Source organism: Georgenia daeguensis, assembly GCF_039537705.1.
Taxonomy (GTDB): domain Bacteria; phylum Actinomycetota; class Actinomycetes; order Actinomycetales; family Actinomycetaceae; genus Georgenia; species Georgenia daeguensis.
The window spans coordinates 305,391-330,975 of the sequence record NZ_BAABBA010000001.1 but is presented as its reverse complement, the minus strand read 5'-3'; the positions used below and the strand labels follow the sequence as shown (position 1 = coordinate 330,975).

The window sequence follows — 25,585 nt, the reverse complement described above, 5'->3', positions numbered from 1 at the left end:
CCTAACGGAGGCCCGGCACCCCCCTCACCTGCCCCCGCGCGCGCCACCCCCATTGACCCCTCCCGCGCCGCGCTCCGATACTTTTTTCGCCGCAGGCCGCGACGACGCGCGCCTCCCATCCCTCCCGACCCGCCCGGCGCGCCAGCCAGGGTCGACCCGCGGTCGGAGGTGCACGTCGTGAGACCCACCCGACTGGCTCTGCCGGGCGCCGCAGCGGCGCTCCTGATCGTTCCCCTCGTCGGAGTCGGCCCGAGCGTCGCGGACGGCCACGACGACGACCACGACGAGGTCACGCTCGAGGACCGCACGGTCCTGGTGAGGACCCTCGACAACCCCCGGGGCATCACCGTCGACCGCAGCGGCGACGTCTTCGTCGCCCAGGCCGGCGAGGGCCGTGGCAGGGACGGACGCGCACCCTGCTTCCCCGGCCCGGAGGGGGACGTCGTCTGCCTCGGCGCGACCGGAGAGATCACCGAGCTCCACATGCGCGGCCACACCGGGCGGCTGAGGACCACCACGGACGTCGTCAAGGGCCTCCCGTCGATCGCCGCCAGGGCGGACGGCAGCGCGGCGATCGGGCCCTCCGACGTCGACTTCGACCGGAACCGCCTCTTCGCCACCATCGGGCTCGGCGCCGACCCGGCCGTGCGCGACCGGATGCCGGCCGCCTACCGGGACCTGGCGGACAAGCTCGCCACGGTGCACAGGTTCGACCTCAGGCGCGGCACCGCCACGAAGGTGGCCGACATCGGCGACTACGAGCGCACCACGAACCCCGAGAAGGACGACTTCGACACCAACCCGAACTCGCTCGTCTCCGACCGACGCGGGCACGTGGTGGTCGACGCGGGCGGCAACGCGCTGCTCCACGTCGACAACGACGGCGACATCTCCACGACCTTCGTCTTCCCGAAGGAGGCCGCGGTCAGCTCGCCCATGGGCCGCATCAGGCCCGACGCCGTGCCGACCACCGTGGTCAAGGGTCCGGACGACGCGTACTACGTCAGCCAGCTCACGGGCTTCCCGTTCGTCAAGGGGACCGCGACGGTCTGGCGCTTCGAGCGCGGGGAGGACCCAGAGGTCTTCGCCGACGGGTTCACGAACGTGATCGACCTCGCGTTCACCGACGACGAGGACCTGCTGGTGCTCGAGATCGCCACGAACGGCCTGGCCTCCGGTGACCCGAAGGGTGCGCTGCACTGGGTCGACGGCGACGACACCGACGACCGCAAGGTCCTCACCACCAACCTGACGCTGCCCGGCGGTCTCGCCCTCGACGGCGACCACGTGTACGTCTCGAACAAGTCCGCCATGGCGAACGTCGGGGAGGTGCTCCGCTTCACGCTCGACGACTGAGGAGGGACCGGGCGCCCGACGCCTGGCGACGGCGGCGGCCGCGCCGCCGCCGTCCTCCGCACCCGGTACCGCGGCGCGGCAGCCACCGAGGCATCCCCGCCGCGGTGCCGGCCTTTCCGCGACGCGGACCTCGCGTCAGGACGACGCCCTCCCCCGGGCGACCTGCCGGACGTCACGAGCTCGTCAGCGAGCGCGGTCCGTCTCGAGCAGGCGCAGCCAGACCTCGCTCGTCGTCGGGTAGGCGGGCACCGCGTGCCACAGCCGCGCGAGCGGGACCTCGCCGACGACGGCGATGGTGGCGGCGTGCAGCAGTTCGGAGACGCCCTGGCCGACGAACGTGGCGCCCAGGACCACGTCGCGCTCGTCGTCGAGAACCAGCTCCGCCCAGCCGGCGTAGTCGTCGGCGAGCAGCGACGCGCCCGCGATCTCGCCGAGGTCCTGATGGACCACGCGCACCGGCCTGCCGCGGCCACGGGCCTCGTCCGCGCGCAGCCCCACCTGCGCCACCTGCGGGTCGGTGAAGACCACCTGCGGGACGGCCACGTGGTCGGCGGTCGCGGCGTAGCGGCTCCACGGCTCCGCCGGACCGGGCAGGTGGCCGGCCGCCCGCGCGGCGAGGGCGTCGCCGACCACCCGGCCCGCGTACTTGCCCTGGTGGGTGAGCGGCGCGCGCCCGGTGACGTCCCCCGCGGCGTAGAGCCAGCCCCCGGCGACGGCGAGGACGCGGCCGGAGTCGTCGACCTCCAGGGCCTCGCCGTCGCCGACCCCCAGGGTGGTGAGGCCCAGGCCGGCGGTCCGGGGACGCCGGCCGGCGGCGACGAGGAGCTCGTCGGCAGCCAGGGTGGTGCCGTCGTCGAGCTCGACCCGCACCTCGCCGTCCGGCCCGTCCGGCCGGTCCACGGCGACCGCGCTCACGCCGCTGCGCACGTCCACGCCGGCGTCCGCGAGCCCTGACCCGACGAGCTCGGCCACGGGCTCGGGGAACGCGCCCAGCACCCGGCTGCGAGCCAGCAGCACGACCTGGGCGCCGAGCCGGGCGTACGCCTGGGAGAGCTCCGAGCCGGCGACGCCGGCACCCAGCACGATCAGCCGGCCCGGCACCTCGCGGGCGCTCGTCGCGTCGCGCGTGGTCCAGTGCCGGGTGGTGCCCAGCCCCTCCACGGGCGGGGTCGCCGGCTCCGAGCCGGTGGCGATGACGACGCCGTGGCGGGCCCTGAGGACCCGCTCGCCGCCGTCGGGCAGGGTGATCGTCACCTGCCGCTCCCCCGCGACCCGGCCGGCGCCGCGGACCAGCTCCAGCCCGGCACCGTCCGCCCACTCGACCTGGCTGGAGTCGTCCCAGCCGTGGGTGAAGGTCGTCCGCCGGCGCAGCACCGCGGCGGGGTCGAGGGTGCCCGTCACCGCCTGGGCCGCGCCGTCGACGCGGCGTGCGGCGGCGACCGCCTGCCCGGGGCGCAGCAGCGCCTTGGACGGCATGCAGGCGTAGTAGGAGCACTCCCCGCCCACCAGGCCGGACTCGACGAGCACCACCTCCAGCCCGCCGCGGTGCGCGTAGTCGGCGGCGTTCTCCCCGGTGGACCCGCCGCCGATCACGACGACGTCCACCTCCTGCGTGGTTGCCATGGGGTGAGCCTCGCCCGGGGTGATGCTCGCCGCAACCGAGCCCGCAGCGGCCGCGCGCCCGGGGTCTGCCGCGCCGGGCGTGAGACGATCACCGCGGGCCGCGCCCGGCGCACCACCCGCGCGGCGGCGGCCGAACCCCACTGACGCTAGGACCGCCGTGCCGTACGAGACCATCACCGCGAACCCGCTGCGCCGGGCGGACCGAGCCCCCGCCCCGCGGACCCTGGTCGACGTCTTCGCGGCCACCGTGGCGGCGCACCCGGACGCGATCGCGATGGACGACGGCGACGAGGAGCTGACCTACGCGGCCCTGGCGCAGAACGTGCACGCGCGGGCGGCGCGCCTCGCCGCCGCCGGGGTGGGCCGCGGGGACCGGGTGGGCGTGCGCGTCACCTCGGGCACGGTCGACCTCTACCTGTCCATCCTCGCCGTCCTGCACGCCGGCGCGGCCTACGTCCCGGTCGACGCCGACGACCCCGACGAGCGGGCCGACCTGGTGTTCGGCGAGGCGCAGGTCCGCCTCGTCGTCGGCGACGACGGAGCCCTCGCCCGTCCCGACGGCACCCCGGCGAACCCGCCCGGCCCGTTCCCCGCCCAGGCCCCGCCCGCGCCGGAGCTCGACGACGACGCCTGGATCATCTTCACCTCCGGCTCCACGGGCAGGCCCAAGGGCGTGGCCGTCTCCCACCGCAGCGCCGCCGCCCTCGTCGACGCCGAGCACCGGCTCTTCCTCCAGCACGCCCCGCTCGGCCCCGACGACCGCGTCCTCGCCGGCCTGTCCGTCGCCTTCGACGCCTCCTGCGAGGAGATGTGGCTCGCCTGGCGCAACGGCGCCACCCTCGTCCCCGCGCCGCGCGCGCTCGTGCGCTCCGGCACCGACCTCGGCCCCTGGCTGGTGGAGCGGGACCTCACCGTCGTCTCGACCGTGCCCACCCTGGCCGGGATGTGGCCGGTGGAGACCCTCGACTCGGTGCGGCTGCTGATCTTCGGCGGCGAGGCGGTCCCGCCCGAGCTCGCCACCCGCCTGTGGCGCCCGGGGCGCGAGCTGTGGAACACCTACGGCCCCACCGAGGCGACCGTCATCGCGTGCGGCGCCCAGCTCCTCCCCGGCGAGCCCGTGCGGATCGGGCTGCCGATCGACGGCTGGGACCTCGCCGTCGTCGGCCCGGACGGCCGGGAGGTGCCGGACGGCGCCACCGGCGAGCTGATCATCGGCGGGGTGGGCCTGGCCCGGTACCTCGACCCGGAGCTCGACGCCACCAAGTTCGCGCCCATGCCCACGCTCGGCTGGGAGCGCGCGTACCGCTCCGGCGACCTCGTGGTGCGTGACGAGGCGGGCCTGCTCTTCGTCGGGCGCGCCGACGACCAGGTCAAGGTCAACGGGCGGCGCATCGAGCTCGGCGAGGTCGACGCGGCGCTGCTGGGCCTCGACGGGGTGGCCGCGGCGGCCTCCGCGGTGCGGCGCACCGAGTCCGGCAGCACGCTCCTGGTCGGCTACGTCGTGCCCGCCGACCCCGACGGGGCGGACACCACCGCCCTGGCGGACGCCCTGCGCGAGGCGCTGCCGGAGTCGATGGTCCCGCTGCTCGCCGTCGTCGACCACATCCCGACCCGGACCTCCGGCAAGGTCGACCGCGACGCGCTGCCCTGGCCGCTGCCCGGCCTGCAGGAGCAGGCGTCCACGCTGACCGGGACCGCGGCCTGGGTGGGCGAGCAGTGGCAGCGGGTCATCGGGGTGCGCCCCACCGACCCCGCAGACGACTTCTTCGCCCGCGGCGGCAGCTCGCTGACCGCGGCCCAGCTCGTCTCGGCGGTGCGCTCGCTGTACCCCGAGGTCACGGTCGCGCAGGTCTACGGGCACCCGACCGTCGGCGCGCTCGCGGCGTACCTCGACGAGCGCTGGCCGGACGTCGCCCGTGCGCGTGAGGCGGGTACCGGCGACGGCGCGGGCACCGGCGGAAGGGGCCCCGAAGGCGCCCCCACCGGTGCGGCCGGCCGCCCCGGCCCGGCGGGTGCCGCCCGGCGCACCGTCCGGCCGGTCCCGGCCCGGAGCCAGCTCGTGCAGCTGCTCGCCCTCGTGCCCCTGCGCACCGCCGTCGCGCTGCGCTGGCTCACGGCGCTGGCCGCCGTCAACAACGTCCTCGCCGCCGCGTGGGGGGTGCCGTGGGCGGCCCCGGTGCCCTGGTGGTGGGTCCTCGCGGGCTGGGTGCTCACCGTCTCGCCGGTGGGCCGGATGGGCCTCAGCGCCCTCGTGGCGCGGGTGCTGCTCGCCGGGCTGCGACCCGGCACCTACCCCCGCGGCGGCGGCGTGCACCTCCGGCTGTGGGCGGCCGAGCGGTTCGCCGACGGCTTCGGCGCCGTGACCCCCGCGACCGCGCCCTACATCGGCCTGTACGCCCGGGCGCTGGGGGCGAAGGTGGGCCGCGAGGTCGAGCTGCACGCCGCCCCGCCCGTCACCGGGATGCTCACGCTCGGCCGCGGCTGCGCCGTCGAGCCGGAGGTGGACCTCTCCGGCCACTGGGTTGACGGCGACGTCGTCCACGTCGGCCGCGTCACCGTCGGCCCCGGCGCGACGGTCGGCGCGCGCAGCGTGCTCTACCCCGGCGCCCGGGTGGGCGCCGGCACGGACGTCGCGGCCGGCTCCGCGGTCCACGGCCGCACCGACGAGGACGCGTACTGGGCCGGCTCGCCAGCCCGCCGCGTCCACGCGGCCCGCCACCCGTGGCCGGCCGAGCGGCCCGCGAGGCCCGGACGCTGGACGTTCGCCTTCGGCGTCGCCGGGGCCGTGACCGGCGCGCTGCCGGTCCTCGTCGTCGCCGCCGCGATGGTCGTGGTCGGCCTGGCTGTGCGCGAGGCGCCGACCTTCGGCTCCGCCGTCGCGCCCGCGCTGGCTGCGGGGCTGGCGGCCACGGTTCTGGCGTTCGTCGGTTACGCCGCGGTGGTCGTCGTGGTGGTCCGGCTGCTCGGCCTCGGGCTGCGCGACGGCTACCACCCCGTGCACTCCCGCGTCGGCTGGCAGGCGTGGTGCACCGAGCGTGTCATGGACTCGGCCCGCACCGTGCTCTTCCCGATCTACTCCTCCGTGCTCACGCCCGCCTGGCTGCGGCTGCTCGGCGCGCAGGTGGGCCGGGACGTCGAGGCCTCCACCGTCGTCGGGATCCCGAAGATGATGCGGATCAAGGACGGGGCGTTCCTCGCCGACGACACCATGGTCGGCGGCTACGAGCTGGGCGGCGGATGGCTGCGGGTGGCCCGCGCGAAGGTCGGCCGCCGGGCCTTCCTCGGCAACTCGGGCATGACCGCACCGGGACGCACCGTGCCGAAGAACGGCCTCGTCGCCGTGCTCTCCGCCGCCCCGCACAAGGTCCGGGCCGGGTCGAGCTACATCGGCAGCCCGCCGGTCCTGCTGCCGCGGGCCGCCACGCTGGACGACGGCGAGCGCACCTACTCCCCGCCCGCGCGGCTGCGCCGGGCGCGGGCGTTCGTCGAGGCCTGCCGGGTGGTGCCGGTGCTCGTGCTGGGCACCCTGGCGCTGGCCGCGTTCCTCGGCCTGCAGGCGCTCGTCCTCGCGCTCGGCTGGGGGGCCGCGGCCGCGCTGGGCGGCGTCGTGCTGCTGGCGACCGGGGCGGTCGCCGGGATCGTCACCATCGTGGCGAAGTGGCTGCTCGTGGGGCGCATCCGGGCGGGCGAGCACCCGCTGTGGAGCTCGTTCGTGTGGCGCGGGGAGCTGGCCGACACCTTCACCGAGTACGTCGCGGCCCCGCTGCTGGCGGACGCCGTCGCCGGTACCGTCGCCCTGGTGTGGTGGCTGCGGGGGATGGGGGCGCGCATCGGGCGCGGCGTGTGGTGCCAGACGTACTGGCTGCCCGAGGCGGATCTCGTCCGGCTGGGCGACGGCGCCTCCGTGGGCCCGGGCTGCGTGGTCCAGACGCACCTCTTCCACGACCGCATCATGAGCCTGGACACCGTCACGCTCGGCGACGGCGCCACCCTCGGCCCGCACGGGGTGATCCTCCCCGCGGCCTCGCTCGGCGAGCACAGCGTCGTCGGCCCGTCCTCGCTCGTCATGCGCGGGGAGGCCGTGCCCGCGGGCACCCGGTGGGTGGGCAACCCGATCTCCCCGTGGCGCGAGACCGCCGCGGCGGGCGCCGCTTCCGCCGACGGGCGGGCCACCTCGTGAGGGCGCGCGACCCGTACCGGCCCGCGCACGGCAGCGACGCGTTCCACGTCGAGCACTACGACCTCGACCTGACCTACCGGGTGGCCGCGAACCGGCTCTCCGGCACCGCGACCCTGCGGCTGCGCACCCTCGAGCAGCTCTCCGAGATCTCCCTGGACCTCAACGGCTTCACGGTGGAGAGCGTCGCCGTGGCCGGCGCCCGGCTGGGGCGGTACCGCCACCGCGCCCGCAAGCTCGTGGTCAAGCTGGCCGAGGACGCAGCCGCCGGGGCCGAGCTGCAGGTGAGCGTGCGCTACAGCGGCAACCCCAGGCCGGTGCCCAGCCCGTGGGGCCCGCTCGGCTGGGAGGAGCTCGAGGACGGGGCGCTGGTCGCCAGCCAGCCCACCGGGGCGTCGTCGTGGTTCCCGTGCAACGACCACCCGGCCGACAAGGCGACGTACCGCACGTGCCTGACCGTCGACTCCCCCTACTTCGTGCTCGCCCACGGCGAGCTGACGGGCCGGCGGGTCCGGGCCGCGACCACCACGTGGGTCTACGAGGAGCGTCACCCCACCTCGGCCTACCTGGCCACCGTGCAGGTCGGCCCGTACGAGGAGCTGTCCCTGGGTGCCTCCCCCGTGCCCCAGCGCGCGGTGCTGCCGCCGTCGCTGAAGAAGCTGGCCCGGCGGCGGCTGGCCCACCACGGGAAGATCATGCGGACCTTCACCAGGCTGTTCGGCCCGTACCCGTTCGCCGGCTACGCGCTCGTGGTCACGGCCGACGACCTCGAGATCCCGGTGGAGGCGCAGGGCGTCTCGATCTTCGGGGCGAACCACCTCACGGACGACGACGGCGAGCGGCTCGTCCCGCACGAGCTCGCCCACCAGTGGTTCGGCAACTCCGTCTCGGTGAGCTCCTGGCAGCACATCTGGCTCAACGAGGGGTTCGCCTGCTACGCCGAGTGGCTGTGGTCCGAGGCAGCCGGTGAGGCGAGCGCCGCCGACCTCGCCCGCACCTGGCACGCCCGGCTGACCACGCTCGCGCAGGACCTCGTGCTCGCCGACCCGGGGCCGGAGAACATCTTCGACGACCGCGTGTACAAGCGCGGAGCGCTCACCCTGCACGCCCTGCGCTCCGCCCTCGGCGACGAGACGTTCTTCGACCTCGTGCGCGACTGGACCGCCCGGCACCGCTACGGCGCCGTGGACACCGACGACTTCCGGGACCTGGTGGAGGAGCACGCCGCACGCGCGGGCGGCGAGCCGCTCGCCGCCCGGTCGGCGGCCCTGCTCACCCGCTGGCTCGACTCGGCCGAGCTGCCCGCCCTGTAGGTCGGTCACGCTGCGAGTCGGCAGCGCGGGTCAGCCGCCCGGGGTCGGCAGCACGGGGCCGGCCGCCCGCGTCGGCACCACGGGGTCGGCAGCACGGGTCGGCCGCACCCTCAGCAGCACCCGTCCGAGCCGGCCCTTCGCCGGAGCGCCCGGAGCACCGGTCCGGGCGCCAGCCCGGCGCGTCGTCCGGCCGCCCGCGGCGCCGTGACCGCCGCCCCTCGAGCCAGCGCCTGCAGGGCGCGGGCGGTCCCGAGGGCCAGCGGTCGCCCGTGCCCCGGCGCCAGCACCCGGGGGTTCAGGGCCGCGAGCGCCTCCACCGACCGCTGCGCCGCCGCACGGTCCCACGTGGTCAGCCAGGGCGGCCCCGCGAGGCGCCGTCGGCCGGTGACAGCCCCCACCACGGAGCTCAGGTCCACGGTCAGCACCGCGTCGCCGGAGATCAGGACGCCGTCGCCCCGGCGCAGGTACGCGACGTGGCCGGGGGTGTGACCGGGCGTGGGGACGTACTCCCAGTCCGGCAGCCCTGGCACCGCACCGGAGGCGGCCAGCGGGCGCACGACGTCGGTGATGTCGCCGGCCGCCTCGACGGCCGCACGCCGCCGCGCGGGCAGCACGTTCATCAGCGGGACGACCACCCACCTGTCCAGCGGCATCGAGCGCTCCGGCAGGTACCGTCCCGCCGCCATCACGACCTCGTCGGCGTGGGCGTAGACCGGCACCTCCCAGCTGCGGGCGAGCGCCCCAGCCGCGCCGGAGTGGTCGGGGTGCAGGTGGGTCAGGAGGATCGCCGTCGGCCTCACGTCCGGCCCGAGCAACCGCCCGGCCGCCGCCTCGATCGCCGGTGCGCTGGCGCGCCAGCCGGCGTCGACCAGCACCCAGGTGCCGCCGCCCGAGCGCACGAGGTAGGCGTTCGAGGCCGCGACGCCCCGCCCGAGGGTGAGCATGTGGACCCCGGGGGCGATCTCCCGCGGGACGTGCCGGGCCATGGCACCACCTCCCCGCACCATGGTGCGTGCGGCGCGGGCTCACGACCAGGGGCGAACGTCCTCCCCGCTGCCGGCCGGGCCTGAGCCGGCCCCGGCGAGCACGGCCGCACCGTCGTGGACGCGCACCGCGAGGCCGGCGACGCCGACGACCGCCACCGCACCCACCGCACCCACTTCACCGTCCCCCAGGTCGGCGACGGCGACGGCAACGCCGCCGTCGGACGCACCCACGGCGGGGGCGTCGAGGGGTGCGCCCACCGTGGTCACGGGGACGGTCAGGGTGAAAGACGAGGGGGCGAGCTCGAGGCCGGCACCGAGCGCCTTGAGCACGGCCTCCTTGCGCGCCCACGTCCGGGCCAGGTCCGCGGGCCGCTCCCCCGCCCGCAAGCGCGAGTGCCGTTCCCGCTCGGCCGCCGAGAGGACGACGTCGGCCACCGGCGCCGCGCCGACGGCAGCGACCGACTCGACGTCCACCCCGACCGGCAGCTCCGCCGTCGCCACCGCGACCAGCGGCCCGGACCTGCTGACGCTGACGTGCCACGGGGCGCCCGCGAGCACCCGTACCTGCCCGTGCGGGTCGCCGCACCGGGGGCAGCGGGCAACGAGGGGCACCTGGTCCGGGGGAAGACCGAGCCGCTGGCCGAGCACCGCACGCAGCAGCCGGCGTCCCGCGACGAACTCGGCCGCCCGTCCGGGCGGGAGCGTGGCCGCCCGGGTCCGTTCGGCGTCGTCGAGCCAGGCGAGCGGCGGCAGGACTGTGGGCCGCGGGAGCAGCCACACGTCGACCTCCGCCCGTCCCATGCCTCCATCCTGCCGGTCCACGTCGCCGGCGACTGCGCCAGCGCTGCCAGCGGCGGCGGCAGCAGCGGCGGCGGCAGCGGCCGCAGCACCGGCGGCGGCCGCACGCCCCCACCGGTAAGTGCTCCTGGGCAGACGAAGTGGTTCCAGGCCCACTCGATCTGCTCAGGAGCACTTATGGCTCACCTCCGACTCGGCGCCCCGCGCCCAGGCAGCTGCTCGGCGGGGACCGACCGAGGCGTGCGCCGGCCGGGCCGAGGGTGACCCTCAGTCCGCCGAGGCAGGCTCCGCGAGCCCCGCACGCTGCTGCCCGGCGTGCAGCACCTTCTCGTTGATCGGCTCCTGCCCGACCGCGCGGCGCCGCCGGAAGTACTCGCGGGCCTCGTCCTGGCGCTCCTTCTCCACGCCGGTGGCGATGGTCGCGCGCAGGTGGCCTGCGGAGTATCCGAAGGCGTCGACGAGGTCCACCGCGTGCGGGCGCAGCCGCACCAGCAGCCGGTCGACGTAGCTCGTCACCGTCCGGGCCCGCTGGGCGGAGATGCGCCCGTTCATGAGGTACCAGGCCAGGTTCTTCTCGATCAGGGTCAGGCCGAACAGGTCGCGCAGGGTGGTGAGCACCTCGCGGGTCCGCTCGTCGCGCACCTGGGGCAGGGCGGCGGTGAAGGCCTCCCACTGCAGCAGCTCCGCGTGGGCGCGTGCGGCCTCGATGAGATCGTGCTGGTGGGCGTTGAACAGCGCGGCCGCCTCCACGGGCGAGGCCTTGCGGGCGGGCCGCAGCGCGCCGGCGATCTCCTCGACCATGGCCTCGACGCGGTCCTCGAGCAGCTCGCGCTGGGTGTCGGCCGCACGCAAGTGCCCGGCCGAGCGGGCCCGGGAGCCGGTGTCCCGGATGGACTGCGCGGCGCGGCGCAGCGGAGTGCGGTGCAGCGTCATGTCCGCGGCGCGGGCGGCGACGTACCGGGCGGCGCCGGCGATGTCGACCTTCGCCATCTCCTTGCCGTAGTCGGTGAGCAGCCGCTTGCCGACGAGCTGGAGCAGCACGTTGTTGTCGCCCTCGAACGTGACGTAGACGTCCATGTCCTGACGCAGGCCCACGAGCCGGTTCTCGGCCATGAAGCCGGCGCCGCCGCAGGCCTCGCGCGCCTCCTGGAGCGTCTCGAGCGCCAGCCAGGTCGTCAGCGGCTTGGCGGCCGCGGCGAGCGTCTCGAGGTCCTGGCGGTCCTCGTCGGTGTCGTGGTGCCCGGCGAAGATGCCGTGGAAGCGCTCGAGGAGCTCGGCCTGCGCGAACGTGGCGGCGTACGTCCGGGCGAGCAGGGGCAGCAGGCGGCGCTGGTGCTGCTGGTAGTCCAGCAGCACCACCTCGGCGTGCTCGTCGGCGCCGGTGAACTGCCGCCGTTCGTCGCCGTAGCGGACCGCGATCGCGAGCGCCATCTTCGAGACGCCGACGGCGGCGCCGGAGAGGGACACCCGGCCCTGGACGAGCGTGCCGAGCATGGTGAAGAACCGCCGGCCGGGGCTCTCGATCGGCGAGGAGTAGGTGCCGTCCGCCGCGACGTCGCCGTACCGGTTGAGCAGGTTGGTCCGCGGCACCCGCACGTGGTCGAACCACAAGCGGCCGTTGTCGACGCCGTTGAGGCCGCCCTTGTGGCCGTCGTCCTCCCCCGCCACGCCCGGCAGGAAGCGCAGCCCGCCGTCGCCGTCGTCCTCGCGCAGCGGGACGTAGAAGGCGTGGACCCCGTGGTTGACGCCCCGCGTGATTAGCTGGGCGAAGACGACGGCGGCGCGCCCGTGCAGGGCGGCGTTGCCGATGTACTCCTTGCGCGCGGCCGTGATCGGCGTGTGGACCACGAACTCCTCGGTCTGCGCGTCATACGTCGCCGTGGTGGCGATCGAGGAGACGTCGGAGCCGTGACCGATCTCCGTCATCGCGAAGCAGCCGGGCACGGACAGGTCCATGATCCCGGGCAGGAAGCGGCGGTGGTGCTCCTCGCTGCCGAGGTGCAGCACGGCGGCGCCGAACAGCCCCCACTGGACGCCGCCCTTGATCTGCAGCGAGGGGTCCGCCACCGCGAGCTCCTCGAAGCCGGCGATGTTCCCGCCCGGGTCGTCCTGGCCGCCGAGCTCGGCCGGGAAGGCGCGCAGCACCTCGCCGGTCTCCACGAGCCGGTGCAGCTGGCGCAGAACGCGCTCGCGGTGCTCCGCCGTCGGCAGCCCCTCGATCTTCTGCAGCTCGGGGTCGAGGGCGAGGTCACGGGCCCGGCGGCGCAGCTCCCACCAGCGCCCGTCGAGCAGGCGCCCAAGGGCGTTGACGTCGAGGCGCTCGGCCGGGGTGCGGACAGCGCCCGGGCTGGGCACCGGTGCCGACGGCGCCGCGGGGGTGACGGGGCCGGGGCGGCGGGCGGGCGAGGTCGTGGTCATCGGGGTCTCCGTCTCACGTCGTCGTGCTCGGTCTGTGGTGGTCGTGGTGGTCGGCCGGTCGTGGTGGTCGGCCGGTCGTGGGGTCAGCCGCCCCGGCTCTGCCGTGCCCTGCGCAGGACGCCGACGGCGCCGTCCCAGAGCCAGTCGGACAGGTGCATGGCCAGCGCCTGGCGCGGCACCCGGCCGACGCCGCGCGCGTCGGCGGCGTCGGCCTCGTCGGGGCGGTCCCCCAGCCAGAGGTCGACGGCACCGCGGACGAGACCGACCACGCCGGCGGCCCACAGGCGGGCGGCGACCAGCGTCGACTCCTCCACCGGGCCGGCGTCGCGGTCCTCGCCCCGCAGGGCCGGCAGCACGGCCTCGGCGACGAGGTCGGCCACCTCGGCGACGAACCCGCGCACCTCGCCCGCGGTTGCCTCGGGCCGGGTCACGAAGGCGTAGACGTGCGGGGAGGCGTCGACCATCTCCAGGTAGACGCCGACCATGGCGGAGATCCGCTCCCGCGGTCCGCCGGCCCGCGCGGCCGCCTCCTCGAGCGCGTCCCGCATGCGGCCGAGGACCGCCTGCCCCACCGCCACCTGGAGGCCGGTCTTGTCGACGAAGTACCGGTAGAGGATCGACTTCGAGGTCCCGATCTCCGTGGCGAGGTCGTCCATGGACAGGTCCGGCCCGCGGTGGTGCACGGCGCGGCGGGCCGCGCGGACGAGCTCGTCACGCCGGGCCGCCCGGTGGTCCGCCCACCGGGTGGCGCGACCGTCCGGGGCGGCGTCGATGTCCGGGGCATCGCCCGGGGAGGTGACTGACATCACGATACCGACGGTATCAGGTACTCTGAGTATCGCAATGACCGTTCCGCCCAGAGACCTTGGTCCCGAGCGGGCCGGCAGACATCCTTCCGCCGAGCAGGAAGAGGACGACGACGTGACCTCCACCCCCACCACCCCCGGCGCCCGCGCCGCGATCATCGGGTCCAACCGGATCCCGTTCGCGCGGGCCGGCAGCGCCTACGCCGGCGCCTCCAACAAGGACATGCTCACCGCCACCCTCGAGGGCCTCGTGGCCCGCTTCGGCCTGGCCGGCGAGCGGCTCGACGAGGTCGCGGCCGGGGCGGTGCTGAAGCACTCGCGGGACTTCAACCTCACCCGCGAGAGCGTCCTGGGCTCCTCCCTCGACCCCCGCACGCCCGCCTACGACGTGCAGCGCGCCTGCGGCACCGGCCTCGAGGCGATCATCGGCGTCGCCAACAAGATCGCGCTGGGCCAGGCCCAGGTCGGCGTCGGCGGCGGCGTGGACTCGACGTCGGACGCCCCGATCGTCGTCTCCGACCGGCTCCGCAAGGCGCTGATCCAGGCCAGCCGGGCCAAGACCCTGCCGGACCGCGTCAAGGCCTTCGCGTCGCTGCGCCCGCGCGACCTCGCCCCCGTGGCACCCGACGTGGCCGAGCCGCGCACCGGGCTCAGCATGGGCGAGCACCAGGCGCTGACCACCGCGCGCTGGGGCATCACCCGGGAGGACCAGGACGCCCTGGCGCTCGCCTCCCACCAGAACCTCGCCGCCGCGTACGAGCGCGGCTTCTTCGAGGACCTCATGACCCCGTACCGGCGCCTGACCCGCGACGAGTCGCTGCGCGCGGACACCTCGCTGGAGAAGCTCGCCAAGCTCAAGCCGGTCTTCGGCAAGAACGCCGCCCCGGGCGGCCCGGCACCCTCGATGACCGCGGGGAACTCCACGCCGCTGTCCGACGGCGCCTCCGCGGTGCTCCTCGCCTCCGACGAGTGGGCCGCCGAGCGTGGGCTCCCCGTGCTCGCGCACGTCGTCGACGCCCAGGTGGCGGCGACCGACTTCGTCGGCGGCCAGGAGGGTCTGCTCATGGCCGGCGCCTACGCGATCCCCACGCTGCTGCGGCGCAACGGCATGAGCCTGGCCGACTTCGACCTCGTGGAGATCCACGAGGCCTTCGCGGCCACCGTGCTCGCGACCCTGGCCGCGCTCGAGGACGAGGACTTCTGCCGGACCCGCCTCGGCCTCGACGGCGCCCTCGGCAGCGTGGACCGCGCCCGCCTGAACGTCACGGGCTCCTCGCTCGCCGCGGGCCACCCCTTCGCCGCCACCGGCGGCCGCATCGCCGGCACCCTGGCCAAGCTCCTCTGCGAGCGCGGCGGCTCCGAGGTCCGGCCCGGGCAGAAGGCGCGCGGCCTCATCTCGGTCTGTGCGGCGGGCGGCCAGGCCGTCACGATGATCCTGGAGGCGGCGTGAGCGACACCTACCTCGAGCTGGTCAACGGCGGCCTGCCCGCCACGGTCGCCAAGAAGCTCGGCCTGCCCCGGCCCGCACGCCTACGGCGGACCGACCCCTCCGCCGTCGACAGGCCCCTGACGCCCGGACCGGTCCTCGTCCTCTCGGACGCCGGCGCCGCCGCCGAGGCGGACACCGTCGCGCAGGACCTGCTCGCCTGGGACCTGGACGTGCGGCGCGACCCGCGCCTGAGCGACCACGAGCGGTGGGGCGCCGTCGTCGTCGTCCTGACCGGCGTGACGCATCCCACCGACCTTGCGACACCGACCCTCGAGCTCGGCTCGGTGCTGCGCGGGCTCGCCCCGGGCGGGCGGGTCGTGACCCTCTCGCGCACCGCGCCGGCCGCCGTCGCGAGCCCTTCCGGCGACGCCGGCACCGACGTTCCGGCGGCGCTCGCCGCCGCACGGCTCGGCGTGGACGGCCTCGTCCGGTCCGTGGCCAAGGAGCTCCGGGCGGGCGCCACCGCGAACGGGCTCGTGCTGGGCGACGACGTGGGCGTCGGGGCGCCGTCCGTGCGCGGCGGGCTGCGGTTCCTCCTCTCCGCCCGCTCGGCGTTCGTCGACGGCCAGCTCCTGCAGGTCGGCACCGACGGCGGCAGCGAGCCCGCCGACTGGGAACGCCCGCTGGCCGGGGCGGTCGCCGTCGTCACGGGCGCCGCCCGCGGCATCGGCGCGGCCGTCGCCCGGGTGCTGGCCCGCGACGGCGCCCACGTCCTCGGCGTGGACGTGCCCGCCGCCGGGGACGCGCTCAGCGCCGTCATGAACGAGGTGGCCGGTGTGGCGCTGCAGCTCGACATCACCGCGGAGGACGCCGCCGAGCGCATCCTCGCCGTCGCTCGCACCCGCTACGGGCACCTGGACATCGTGGTGCACAACGCCGGCATCCTGCGGGACAAGCTGCTCGCCAACATGACGGCGGACCGCTTCGACGACCTGCTCGCCGTCAACATCGCCGCCCCGCTGCGGATGAACGAGACGTTCGCGGAGCCTGGCGTCCTGGGCGGGGACGGCGCCGCGCCCCGGATCATCTCGCTCGCGTCGACCTCGGGGATCGCGGGAAACCGCGGCCAGACCAACTACGCCGCCGCGAAGGCCGGGATCATCGGCATGACCCGCGCGCTCGCCGGGCCGGTCGGCCGGTCGGGCGGCACGGTCAACGCCGTCGCGCCGGGCTTCATCGAGACGGACATGACGGCGAAGATCCCGCCGGTGCCGCGGCAGATCGCCCGCTGGGGCAGCTCGCTGCAGCAGGGCGGCAAGCCGGTGGACGTCGCCGAGGCGATCGCATTCCTCGCCTCCCCGCAGGCCGGGGGCATCAACGGGCAGACCCTTCGGGTGTGCGGCCAGATGCTGGTGGGGCAGTGACGGCGGGCCCGCGCAAGGGTACGCCGATCGTCCGCCGCGCGGGCGCCGACCTGGCGCACACCGAGCCCGCCGGCGGCCCGCCGTCGGGCTACCGCGAGGAGGTCGTGCACGCGATGCCGTCCCTCCGGCGGCTCTACGCGAAGGCCCTGGGCCGCCTGCGCACCATGGTGATGGCGCGGCCGGTCGCGCGCGGTCTGCCCCAGGTCGTCCTGCGCGTCGACGGGGTCCGCGGCGACCCCGCCGGGCTGTCGGAGTACCAGCACCTCGTGGGCGAGCCCGGGACGGACGCGCTCCCGGCCGGGTACGTCCACGTGCTCGCCTTCCCGCTGGCGATGGCCGTGATGGTGCGCGAGGACTTCCCGCTCCCGGTGCTCGGTCTGGTCCACGTGGGCAACCGTGTGGACTGCCAGCGGCAGCTCACGCTCGACGACGCCGTCACGGTCCGGGCGTGGGCGCAGGACGCCCGCGAGCACGCGAGAGGGACGACGGTCGACCTCGTGGTCGAGGTGACCGACGCGTCCGGCCGGCTGGCGTGGCGGGGGGTGTCCACCTACCTGGCCAAGGGCCGCCCGCCGCGCGGGCTGGCCGTGGCGCCCGCCCGCGAGCGCGGCGACCGGCCCGATCCGCCGACGGTGCCGACGGCGGTCTGGCGCCTCGCCGGCGACGTCGGGGTGCGCTACGCGGAGGTGTCCGGGGACCGCAACCCGATCCACGTCTCGCGGGTGGGCGCGCGGCTCTTCGGGTTCCGCCGGCCCATCGCGCACGGGATGTACACGGCCGCGCGGGCGCTGGCCGCCGCGCCGCCCGCGCTGCGGCAGGCGCCGTTCACCTGGTCGGTGGAGTTCGCCAAGCCGGTTCTCCTGCCGGCCACGGTCGCGTTCGCGGCGTCCCCCGTCGGGACCGGCACGGGCGCGGGCGCGGTCACCGGCACCGGCACCGGCACCGGCACCGGCACGACCTTCGCGGTCTGGAGCCCGCGCTCGGGAGCGGTCCACCTGACGGGCACGGTCGTCGCCCGCTGACGGGCCCGGTTCCGGCGGCACGAGGGCTGGGGCCGCGTCCTCGTACCACGCCCGTGGACGCTCGCTCCCGGCGCGGTCGGCGGCGTTCCACCGTCGTGCCGCCGGACTTATCCACCGGCGTTACCCACAGGGTTGTGCACATACGCACAACTGCGCCGATACACCTGTGGACGCGGCACGCGCCGGGACTTTCGTACCTGGGCGCCGTCACCGGCCGCGCGTGACGATGATCTCCAGCGCCGAGAGAGCGATCTCCACGGCTGAGGGTGCGCGCCGCGCGAGGGAGCGGACGGAGGAGCCATGACCGCCGTCGTCGACAGGCGGATCGTCCAGGACGACGTGCGGCAGTGGCGCGGTCTGGTCGTCGTCGGCGCCTGGGCGGCGCTGGCGAGCGTGGTCCTGATCGTCGTGCAGATCGTCGTCTACCTGCTGTGGCCGCCCCCGGAGACGACAGTGGGGTTCTTCGAGCTGCTCGCCGACGCCCCGCTCCTGGGGGTGCTCTCGCTCGACGCGCTGTACATCGTGAGCAACCTCCTCGCCTACCTGATCTACCTCGCGCTCGCCGTCCCGCTCTGGCGGGTCAGCCGGTCCGCCGTCGTGGTGGCGCTGGCGTTCGGCACGCTCGGCATGGCGGCGTACATGTCCTCCCCGCGCCCGGTCGAGATGCTGACGCTCGCGCAGGCCTATGCGACCGCCGACCCGGCCGAGCAGACGGCGCTGCTCGCCACCGGCGACGGCATGGTGGCGACGTGGACGGGCACCGCGTTCGACGTCTACTACTTCTTCAACCTCGTGACGCTGCTCGTCCTGGCCCTGCTGATGTACCGCAGCACGGTGTTCACCCGCGCCACCGCGGTCTGGGGCCTGGTCGCGGCGGCCCTCATGGCCGTGCCGTCGAACTTCGGCGTCGTCGGCCTGGCGTTTGCCCTCGCGTCGCTGGTGCCGTGGGCCGTCTTCGCGGTGCTGGTCGCCCGCCGCCTGACCCGGCTGGCGGGCGAGCGGCAGCGTCCGTCGCGCCGGGCGGCAGCGCTCAGAGGCAGGTAAGAATCCGGCGCCGCAGGGTCTTGCGCTTGACGCAGCGTCAACTGCCAGGCTGGTCCTGCCCGCGACGGACGGAGGACACCGTGGAGTGGACGATCCACCAGGTCACCCGGATCACCGGCACGACCAGCCGGACGCTGCGCCACTACGGGCAGATCGGACTGCTGGAGCCCTCCCGCACTGGTCACGGCGGCCTGCGGTACTACGACGAGGACGCGCTCGTGCGGCTGCAGCGCATCCTGCTGCTGCGCGAGCTCGGGCTCGGCCTGCCCACCATCGGGGAGGTCCTCGCCGGCGGGCAGGGCGTCGCCGAGGCCCTGCGCACCCACCTGGCGCTGCTGGAACAGCAGCGGGACCGGGTGGAGCGCCAGCTCGCCTCGGTCAGAAGCACCATCGAGAAGAAGGAGAGAGGTGAACCGCTCGTGGCGGAGGAGATGTTCGACGGTTTCGACCACACCCGGTACAAGGCCGAGGTGGAGGAGCGCTGGGGCGCGGACGCGTACGCGGCGGGCGACCACTGGTGGCGCGGAATGAGCGAGGACGAGCGCCGGGCGTGGCAGAACCGCGCCGCGGGGCTGGGCGCCGGCTGGACGGCCGCCGCGGCCGGTGGGCTCGCCCCCGACGGCGACGAGGCGCAGGCACTCGCGCGGCGTCACGTCGAGTGGCTCGCCGGCATCCCCGGCACGCCGCGCAACGGCTCCGGCGGGCCGGCGAGGGAGTACGTCGTCGGTCTCGGCGAGATGTACGTCGCCGACCCCCGGTTCGGCGCGAACTACGGCGGCGCCGAGGGGGCGGCCTTCGTGCGGGACGCGCTCCGGGTCTACGCCGACCGCCACCTGTAGGCAGCGGCGACCCGCCGGCCTCAGGCGTCGCCCGCCCGCCCGCTGACCGCTGTCACCCGGGGCGGGGCACGCGGCACGGGCGGGGCCGGCAGGAACGTACGCTCGCTCCATGCCGGCCTCCCTGCACGTCTCGGGGTTCGGCGCGTCCCACGGGGTGCGCCGGCTCTTCTCCGACCTCACCGTGACCATCGCCCCCGGTGACGTGTGGGGGCTCGTCGGCGCGAACGGCGCCGGCAAGTCCACCCTGCTCACCGCGCTGGCCGGCCTGCCCTCGCAGGCCGACCTCGAGGGCAGCGCCACGCTCGCGCCCCCGCACGCGAGCGTCGGCTACCTCGCGCAGGAGCCGGAGCGGCGCCCGGGCGAGACCGTGCTGGAGCTGCTGCACCGGCGGACCGGGGTCGGTGCGGCGACGGCGGAGCTCGACCGCGCCGCGACGGCGATGGCCGAGCGGCACGACGACGCCGCGGTGGCCGACGCCTACGCCGTCGCCCTCGAGCGTTGGCTGGCCCTCGGCGGCGCCGACCTGGACGACCGGGCCGCGGCCGCGGCGGCGGACGTCGGGCTGGGCGTCCCGCTCGACGCGCTGACCACCACGCTCTCCGGCGGGGAGGCCGCCCGCGTCGGCCTCGCCGCCCTCGTGCTCTCCCGGTTCGACGTCCTCCTGCTCGACGAGCCGACCAACGACCTCGACCTGGCGGGCCTGGACCGTCTCGAGCGGTTCGTCGCCGAGACCCGCGCGCCGCTCGTCGTCGTCAGCCACGACCGGGAGTTCCTCGCCCGCACGGTCACCGGGATCATCGAGCTGGACCTCGCCCAGCAGCAGGTCGCCGTCTACGACGGCGGGTACGACGCCTACCTCGCCGAGCGCGAGCTGGCCCGGCTCCGGGCCCGGGAGGCCTACGAGGAGTACGCGGGCAAGGTCGCGGGCCTCAAGGACCGCGTGCAGACGCAGAAGTCCTGGGTGGACAAGGGCGTGCGCAACGCCCGCAAGAAGGCCGCCCGGGAGCCGGACAAGCACATCAAGGCCCACGCCGTCGCCGTCTCGGAGAAGCAGGCCGCCAAGGTCAGCCAGTCGCGGCGGGCGATCGAACGCCTCGAGAGGGAGCAGGTCGAGGAGCCCCGCAAGGAGTGGGAGCTGCAGATGTCGATCGCCCGGGCGCCCCGCTCGGGCACGGTGGTGGCGGTGCTCGACGGCGCGGTCGTGCGCCGCGGCGGCTTCACGCTCGGGCCGGTCACCACGCAGGTCGGCTACGGCGACCGCGTGGTCGTCACCGGCGCGAACGGCTCGGGCAAGTCCACGCTGCTCGCCCTGCTGCTGGAGCGGCTCGCGCCCGACGAGGGGCGGGCGGCGCTGGGAGCCGGCGTCGCCGTCGGCGAGGTCGACCAGGCGCGGGCGATGTTCGACGAGCCGGTGCCGGTGGCCGCGACCTTCGGTCGGCTGCTGCCGGACTGGAGCGAGGCGGACGTGCGCACCCTGCTCGCGAAGTTCGGGCTCGGCGGCGAGCACGCCGTGCGCCCGGCGGCGTCCCTCTCCCCCGGCGAGCGGACCCGGGCGGCCCTGGCGCTGCTGCAGGCGCGCGGCACGAACCTGCTGGTGCTCGACGAGCCGACCAACCATCTCGACCTGCCCGCGATCCTCCAGCTCGAGCAGGCGATCGAGTCTTTCCCGGGCACCGTCCTGCTCGTCACGCACGACCGGCGCATGCTCGCCGGGGTGCGCGCGACCCGCCGCTGGCAGCTGGCCGGCGGGCAGCTCACCGAGCGTCCGGTGTGACGGGTCGCCCTCGCGCACGCGTCACATCCGTGCGGCCTCCGTCGTGAGGTGTCGGTCAGCGCGGTAGCGCCGTCAGTCCTCCACCTTCACCGCGGAGATCTCGAACTCGAGGTTGATCTTCTCCGAGACGAGCACACCGCCGGTGTCGAGCGCGACCTGCCACTCCAGGCCCCAGTCACGGCGGTTGACCCGCCGCGTGCCCTCGAAGCCCGCGCGCAGCCTGCCCTCGGCGTCACGGTGCACGCCCGTGGCCTCCAGCGGGATGGCGACCTGCTTGGTCACGTCGCGGATCGTCAGGTCCCCCACCACCATGTAGGCGTTGTCCTCGACCTCGTCGATGGTGGTGCTGCGGAAGACGATGTCCGGGAACCGCTCGGCGTCGAAGAAGTCAGGGCTGCGCAGGTGCTCGTCACGCTGGGCGTTGCGGGTGTCGACGCTGGCGGCCTTCAGCGTCACCACGACGGAGGACTTCGAGGGGTCTCCCGCCTCGACGTGGATGCGACCGTCGACGTCGTTGAACGCCCCTCGGACCTTGGTCACCATCGCGTGCCGTGCGGAGAAGCCGATCCGTGTGTGGCTGGGGTCGAAGACCCACTCACCGCTCAGGGACGTGTCGAGATCGGTCATCGTTGCTCCTTCTCGGGGCCGGGGGCGCCCGCCTGCGGGAATTCTTGCACGCAGATGCGGCCGACGAAGGACGGTTGGCGACCGTAGACTGCCGTGCGCAGGGCGACCACCGGTCGCCGCCCACCACCACAAGGACGTGGTCACCATGCGGATCTCCGTTCCCCGCGAGGTCAAGGACACCGAGCTGCGCGTCGCCATGACCCCTTCCGGCGTCGACCAGCTGGTCCGGGCGGGGCACGAGGTGTACGTCGAGGCCGGCGCCGGCACGGGCTCCGCGATCCCCGACGGGGACTACACCGCCGCGGGCGCCACGGTGCTGCCGGGCCCGGACGAGACGTGGGAGGCCGCCGACCTGGTCCTGAAGGTCAAGGAGCCGGTGCCGGAGGAGTACCACCGCATGCGGGAGGGGCAGACCCTCTTCACGTTCCTCCACCTGGCGGCGGACCGGCGCCTGACGGAGGAGCTGCTCACCCGCAAGGTCACGGCGGTCGCCTACGAGACGGTCGAGCTGCCCGACGGCAGCCTGCCGCTGCTGGCGCCCATGAGCGAGGTCGCCGGCCGGCTGGCGCCCATGGTGGGCGCCCACACCCTGCTGAGCTCCGAGGGCGGGCGCGGGGTGCTCCTGGGCGGCGTCTCGGGCGTCTACGCCGCGAAGGTGGTCGTCATCGGCGCCGGGGTGGCCGGGATGAATGCGGCCGCGATCGCGATCGGCATGCAGGCGGAGGTGCTGCTGCTGGACAAGGACCTCGCCAAGCTCCGCCACGCCGACGCGATCTACCAGGGCCACTGCCAGACCGTCGCGTCCAACGCCTACGAGATCGACCGGGCGATCGCGGACGCCGACCTCGTCATCGGCGCGGTCCTCGTGCGCGGGGCGCGGGCGCCGAAGCTGGTCACGGACGAGCAGGTGAGCCGGATGAGGCCGGGGGCCGTGGTGGTCGACATCGCGATCGACCAGGGCGGGTGCTTCGAGGGCGCGCGGCCCACCACGCACAGCGACCCCACGTACCGGGTGCACGACGTCGTGTACTACTGCGTGGCCAACATGCCGGGCGCCGTGCCGCACACCTCGACCTACGCCCTGACCAACGTCACGGTGCCCTACGCTCTCGAGCTCGCCGGGCGCGGGTGGCGCGACGCCATGCGCGCGGACCCGGCGCTCGCCCGGGGGCTGAACACCCATGACGGGACGGTCGTGTGCGCGCCGGTCGCCGCGGCGCACGGGCTGGACGCGACGCCGCTGGCGGAGGTGCTGGACCGGCCCCCCGTGCGCGCCACGAACTCCGGTCAGCGGTCCGCGTGACCGGCCCGGTCAGGCGTTGACGAGGGAGCCGATCACCGAGGTGAACAGCTTCAGGCCGTCGGTCCCGGCGCGCGGCGCCCCGCCCATGTCCGGGCCGAAGCCCGGCTCGACGGCGTGCTCCGGGTGCGGCATGAGGCCCACGACGTTGCCGCGCTCGTTGCTCACGCCGGCGATGTCGCGCAGCGACCCGTTGGGGTTGAGCCCCTCGTAGCGGAAGACGACCTGCCCCTCGCCCTCGAGGCGGTCGAGCGTGGCGTCGTCGGCGACGAAGCCGCCCTCGCCGTTCTTGAGCGGGACGGTGATGACCTGGCCGGCCTTGAGGTCCGAGGTCCAGGCCGTGGAGTCGTTGACCACGCGCAGCTGCTGGTCGCGGCAGATGAAGCGCTGGTGGTCGTTGCGGATCAGCGCGCCGGGCAGCAGGTGCGCCTCGCACAGGATCTGGAAGCCGTTGCAGATGCCGAGCACCGGCAGGCCGCCGCGGGCCGCGTCGACCACCTCGGTCATCACGGGGGCGAAGCGAGCGATGGCGCCGCAGCGCAGGTAGTCGCCGTAGGAGAAGCCGCCGGGCAGGATGACCGCGTCGACGCCGTGCAGGTCCGCGTCCGCGTGCCAGAGCGAGACCGGCTCGGCGCCCGCGAGACGCACCGCGCGGGCGGCGTCGCGGTCGTCGAGGGTGCCGGGGAAGGTGACGACGCCGATCCGGGCGCCCGCGGCGGACATCAGCGGGCCCCGTCCGCGTCGTAGACGCCCACGACGTCCTCGATGATCGGGTTCGACAGGGCGGTCTCGGCCGCCTGCCGCGCCGCGGCGAGCAGCTCGTCGGTGACCTCGCCCTCGACGCTCAGCTCGAAGCGCTTGCCCTGACGCACCCCGGTGAACTGCTCCAGGCCGAGACGGGGCAGCGCCCCGGCGACCGCCTTGCCCTGGGGGTCGAGGATCTCCGGCTTGGGCATGACCTCGACGACGATGCGTCCCATGTGTGAACTCCTCGGGGTGGACGACGGCGATGCCAGGGTAGCCGCTGCGGGCGCGGTCCTGCCGGGGGCGTCCGCCGCCCGGGCGGCGTCCGCCGGGCCGCCCGCTATCCCTCGCGCCGGCGGTTTCACGCGTCAGGGCAGGCGGGCGACGGCGCCCGTGACCAGGTCCCAGAACCGCCGCACGTCGAGGTCGGTGGCCACGAGGTGGTCGAGATCACGCCCCTGGCGGCCCTGCAGGTCGGTCACCGTCATGCCGCGGGTGTGCTGCCCGTGCAGCTCGACGTCCACGTGGCCGGGACGGACGGTGACGAGGTCCGGGGCGACCGCCCGCACGAGGGCGCAGACGTCGTGGACGGGCGGGGAGTCGAAGCCCTGCTTGGCGCGGTACGCGGGCCCGAAGAAGTTCAGCATGTCGACGACGAACCCGCCGGCCCGCGTCCCCATGGCCCGGAACCGCTCGTGGACGTCGGGGGTGGCGAGCGCCTGGTGCGTCAGGTCGAGGCCGACCATGGTCACCCGCCACGGGGCCGAGAACACGACGTGCGCCGCCTCGGGGTCGGTGTAGATGTTGAACTCGGCGGCCGGCGTGACGTTGCCCTTGGTGTACCCGCCGCCCATGAGCACCACCTCCGCCACCCGCTCCGCGATGGCCGGCTCGCGCCGCAGAGCGGTGGCGATGTTGGTCAGCGGCCCGGTGGGCACCAGCGTCAGGGTGCCGGGCTCGGCCGCCATGACCGTCTCGACGATGACGTCGACCCCGTGCCGCGGGTCCAGCGGCAGCGTCGGCTCGGGCAGCACCGGCCCGTCGAGTCCGCTCGCCCCGTGGGTCTCGGGATCGGTGATCACCGCGCCCGTCACCAGGGGCCGGTCGCAGCCGGCCGCCACCACGGTGCCCTCCAGGCCGGCGACCGTGGCGACCGCGAGCGCGTTGCGGGTGACCTTCTCCAGGGTCTGGTTGCCGCCGACCGTGGTGATCGCGGCGATCTCGACGCCCGGCAGACCGGCGGCGACGAGGATGGCGAGGGCGTCGTCGTGGCCGGGGTCGACGTCCAGCAGCACCCGCACGGGCGCCTCGCCGCCGTCGGTCCGCAGCGCGGGGACGGGGGTCATGCGAGCACCTCGTCGGTCGTGGTGAGGCGGATCTGCGGGGCGTAGAGGGCCATCGCGTCCAGGGCCCGGCGGTGGTTCTCCTCGCTCGACCCGGCGCAGGCGTCCGTCACGACCTCGACCTCGGCGCCACCGTCGGCCGCGGCGAGGGCGGTCGAGAGCACGCAGCAGTCGGTGGCGGCGCCGGCGAGCAGCAGGCGGGGCGTGGGGCCGGTGACCGCGCGCAGACCCTCGGTCCACTTGCCGAAGGTGGGTTCGGTGACGACGGCGGCGGGCAGGTCACGCAGCGCCGGGACCACCTCGTAGAGGGGGTCGGCGTCGGGCACGCGGGCGAAGGGCCACAGGCGGTAGTACTCCGCCCAGGAGCCGGCCGGCCGCGCGGGGGCCACGAACCGGGTCACCACCACCCGGCCGGCGTGCGCCGCGGCGAGGCGGCGGACCGGCTCGACGATCGCGTCGAAGTCTGGGGCGGCCCAGGGGCTCGGCGGCTCGGCGAAGATGCGCTGGGGGTCGATCACGACCAGCCAGGGCCGGCCGGCGTCGTCGGTCGTCACCGTCCGAC

20 protein-coding genes are annotated in these 25,585 nt (G+C 75.4%); 10 read left to right on the top strand and 10 right to left on the bottom strand.

The annotated features are described in order from the left end of the window. The first annotated feature begins 177 nt into the window (after positions 1-177). Positions 178-1,356, top strand: coding sequence for a ScyD/ScyE family protein (locus ABD774_RS01555; RefSeq protein WP_345036850.1), 1,179 nt, complete (start codon positions 178-180; stop codon positions 1,354-1,356). 183 nt (positions 1,357-1,539) lie between these two features. Here ABD774_RS01555 and ABD774_RS01550 read toward each other — a convergent pair whose 3' ends face one another. Beyond that, positions 1,540-2,979, bottom strand: a complete 1,440-nt coding sequence (locus tag ABD774_RS01550; RefSeq protein WP_345036849.1) for a dihydrolipoyl dehydrogenase family protein — start codon at positions 2,977-2,979, stop codon at positions 1,540-1,542. 22 nt (positions 2,980-3,001) lie between these two features. Here ABD774_RS01550 and ABD774_RS01545 point away from each other — a divergent pair, with 22 nt between their 5' ends. Continuing rightward, entirely contained in the window at positions 3,002-7,159 is a 4,158-nt protein-coding gene (locus ABD774_RS01545; RefSeq protein ID WP_486327249.1) for a Pls/PosA family non-ribosomal peptide synthetase, read from the top strand. Next, positions 7,102-8,469 carry a M1 family metallopeptidase gene (locus ABD774_RS01540; RefSeq protein WP_345036845.1) on the top strand — a complete coding sequence of 456 codons (1,368 nt, stop codon included), beginning with the start codon at positions 7,102-7,104 and terminating at the stop codon, positions 8,467-8,469. The genes ABD774_RS01545 and ABD774_RS01540 overlap by 58 nt, the downstream gene beginning before the upstream one ends. A gap of 110 nt (positions 8,470-8,579) precedes the next feature. Here ABD774_RS01540 and ABD774_RS01535 read toward each other — a convergent pair whose 3' ends face one another. The 4 genes from ABD774_RS01535 to ABD774_RS01520 form a co-directional block, all read right to left on the bottom strand. Beyond that, complete coding sequence (locus ABD774_RS01535; RefSeq protein ID WP_345036843.1) at positions 8,580-9,455, bottom strand: MBL fold metallo-hydrolase; 876 nt, start codon at positions 9,453-9,455, stop codon at positions 8,580-8,582. Between the two features lie 39 nt (positions 9,456-9,494). After that, on the bottom strand, positions 9,495-10,256 hold the full coding sequence (locus ABD774_RS01530; protein ID WP_345036841.1) for a 4'-phosphopantetheinyl transferase family protein: 762 nt from the start codon (positions 10,254-10,256) through the stop codon (positions 9,495-9,497). A 264-nt stretch (positions 10,257-10,520) separates the two neighbouring features. After that, positions 10,521-12,671, bottom strand: a complete 2,151-nt coding sequence (locus ABD774_RS01525; RefSeq protein WP_345036839.1) for an acyl-CoA dehydrogenase family protein — start codon at positions 12,669-12,671, stop codon at positions 10,521-10,523. Positions 12,672-12,754: 83 nt separating this feature from the next. After that, positions 12,755-13,477 carry a TetR/AcrR family transcriptional regulator gene (locus ABD774_RS01520; protein WP_345036965.1) on the bottom strand — a complete coding sequence of 241 codons (723 nt, stop codon included), beginning with the start codon at positions 13,475-13,477 and terminating at the stop codon, positions 12,755-12,757. A 115-nt stretch (positions 13,478-13,592) separates the two neighbouring features. Here ABD774_RS01520 and ABD774_RS01515 point away from each other — a divergent pair, with 115 nt between their 5' ends. The 6 genes from ABD774_RS01515 to ABD774_RS01490 all read left to right on the top strand — a co-directional run bounded on the left by ABD774_RS01515 (position 13,593) and on the right by ABD774_RS01490 (position 21,009). Then, positions 13,593-14,927, top strand: a complete 1,335-nt coding sequence (locus ABD774_RS01515) for an acetyl-CoA C-acetyltransferase (RefSeq protein WP_345036837.1) — start codon at positions 13,593-13,595, stop codon at positions 14,925-14,927. Beyond that, positions 14,924-16,330 carry a 3-oxoacyl-ACP reductase gene (locus ABD774_RS01510; protein WP_345036835.1) on the top strand — a complete coding sequence of 469 codons (1,407 nt, stop codon included), beginning with the start codon at positions 14,924-14,926 and terminating at the stop codon, positions 16,328-16,330. The genes ABD774_RS01515 and ABD774_RS01510 overlap by 4 nt, the downstream gene beginning before the upstream one ends. Further along, positions 16,327-17,352 (top strand): MaoC/PaaZ C-terminal domain-containing protein, encoded by a 1,026-nt coding sequence (locus ABD774_RS01505; RefSeq protein ID WP_345036833.1) that lies wholly within the window; start codon positions 16,327-16,329, stop codon positions 17,350-17,352. Before ABD774_RS01510 ends, ABD774_RS01505 begins: the two co-directional genes overlap by 4 nt. 300 nt (positions 17,353-17,652) lie before the next feature. After that, the gene (locus ABD774_RS01500) at positions 17,653-18,396 is read left to right on the top strand and encodes a hypothetical protein (RefSeq protein ID WP_345036832.1); all 744 of its coding nucleotides are present in this window, start codon (positions 17,653-17,655) and stop codon (positions 18,394-18,396) included. Between the two features lie 80 nt (positions 18,397-18,476). Continuing rightward, positions 18,477-19,235, top strand: coding sequence for a MerR family transcriptional regulator (locus ABD774_RS01495; RefSeq protein WP_345036829.1), 759 nt, complete (start codon positions 18,477-18,479; stop codon positions 19,233-19,235). Between the two features lie 109 nt (positions 19,236-19,344). Then, positions 19,345-21,009, top strand: a complete 1,665-nt coding sequence (locus ABD774_RS01490) for an ABC-F family ATP-binding cassette domain-containing protein (RefSeq protein ID WP_345036827.1) — start codon at positions 19,345-19,347, stop codon at positions 21,007-21,009. Positions 21,010-21,081: 72 nt separating this feature from the next. Here ABD774_RS01490 and ABD774_RS01485 read toward each other — a convergent pair whose 3' ends face one another. Beyond that, positions 21,082-21,636 (bottom strand): YceI family protein, encoded by a 555-nt coding sequence (locus tag ABD774_RS01485; RefSeq protein ID WP_345036825.1) that lies wholly within the window; start codon positions 21,634-21,636, stop codon positions 21,082-21,084. A 145-nt stretch (positions 21,637-21,781) separates the two neighbouring features. Between ABD774_RS01485 and ald the strand changes: the two genes are divergently transcribed. Continuing rightward, on the top strand, positions 21,782-22,939 hold the full coding sequence (ald, locus tag ABD774_RS01480; protein ID WP_345036822.1) for an alanine dehydrogenase: 1,158 nt from the start codon (positions 21,782-21,784) through the stop codon (positions 22,937-22,939). Between the two features lie 9 nt (positions 22,940-22,948). On the opposite strand, the gene purQ is transcribed toward ald, so the two are convergent. The 4 genes from purQ to ABD774_RS01460 form a co-directional block, all read right to left on the bottom strand. Further along, entirely contained in the window at positions 22,949-23,659 is a 711-nt protein-coding gene (gene purQ, locus ABD774_RS01475) for a phosphoribosylformylglycinamidine synthase subunit PurQ (RefSeq protein ID WP_345036820.1), read from the bottom strand. Next, a complete protein-coding gene (locus tag ABD774_RS01470; RefSeq protein ID WP_345036817.1) occupies positions 23,659-23,916 on the bottom strand; it encodes a phosphoribosylformylglycinamidine synthase subunit PurS in 258 nt (85 codons plus the stop codon). Before ABD774_RS01470 ends, purQ begins: the two co-directional genes overlap by 1 nt. Before the next feature lie 132 nt (positions 23,917-24,048). Next, on the bottom strand, positions 24,049-25,026 hold the full coding sequence (locus tag ABD774_RS01465; RefSeq protein WP_345036815.1) for a nucleoside hydrolase: 978 nt from the start codon (positions 25,024-25,026) through the stop codon (positions 24,049-24,051). Beyond that, positions 25,023-25,577: a cysteine hydrolase family protein gene (locus ABD774_RS01460; protein WP_345036813.1), complete on the bottom strand. Its 555-nt coding sequence runs from the start codon at positions 25,575-25,577 to the stop codon at positions 25,023-25,025. Before ABD774_RS01460 ends, ABD774_RS01465 begins: the two co-directional genes overlap by 4 nt. Between the last annotated feature and the right edge of the window lie 8 nt (positions 25,578-25,585).

What these genes read in the sequence shown, in the direction of transcription:
- ABD774_RS01490 (WP_345036827.1), top strand. Translation starts at nt 19,345, where the DNA reads ATGCCGGCCTCCCTGCACGTCTCGGGGTTCGGCGCGTCCCACGGGGTG.
- ABD774_RS01485 (WP_345036825.1), bottom strand. Translation starts at nt 21,636, where the DNA reads ATGACCGATCTCGACACGTCCCTGAGCGGTGAGTGGGTCTTCGACCCC.
- ABD774_RS01525 (WP_345036839.1), bottom strand. Translation starts at nt 12,671, where the DNA reads ATGACCACGACCTCGCCCGCCCGCCGCCCCGGCCCCGTCACCCCCGCG.
- ABD774_RS01535 (WP_345036843.1), bottom strand. Translation starts at nt 9,455, where the DNA reads ATGGCCCGGCACGTCCCGCGGGAGATCGCCCCCGGGGTCCACATGCTC.
- ABD774_RS01470 (WP_345036817.1), bottom strand. Translation starts at nt 23,916, where the DNA reads ATGGGACGCATCGTCGTCGAGGTCATGCCCAAGCCGGAGATCCTCGAC.
- ald (WP_345036822.1), top strand. Translation starts at nt 21,782, where the DNA reads ATGCGGATCTCCGTTCCCCGCGAGGTCAAGGACACCGAGCTGCGCGTC.
- ABD774_RS01500 (WP_345036832.1), top strand. Translation starts at nt 17,653, where the DNA reads ATGACCGCCGTCGTCGACAGGCGGATCGTCCAGGACGACGTGCGGCAG.
- ABD774_RS01465 (WP_345036815.1), bottom strand. Translation starts at nt 25,026, where the DNA reads ATGACCCCCGTCCCCGCGCTGCGGACCGACGGCGGCGAGGCGCCCGTG.
- ABD774_RS01545 (WP_486327249.1), top strand. Translation starts at nt 3,002, where the DNA reads ATGCTCGCCGCAACCGAGCCCGCAGCGGCCGCGCGCCCGGGGTCTGCC.
- purQ (WP_345036820.1), bottom strand. Translation starts at nt 23,659, where the DNA reads ATGTCCGCCGCGGGCGCCCGGATCGGCGTCGTCACCTTCCCCGGCACC.
- ABD774_RS01550 (WP_345036849.1), bottom strand. Translation starts at nt 2,979, where the DNA reads ATGGCAACCACGCAGGAGGTGGACGTCGTCGTGATCGGCGGCGGGTCC.
- ABD774_RS01520 (WP_345036965.1), bottom strand. Translation starts at nt 13,477, where the DNA reads ATGTCAGTCACCTCCCCGGGCGATGCCCCGGACATCGACGCCGCCCCG.
- ABD774_RS01530 (WP_345036841.1), bottom strand. Translation starts at nt 10,256, where the DNA reads ATGGGACGGGCGGAGGTCGACGTGTGGCTGCTCCCGCGGCCCACAGTC.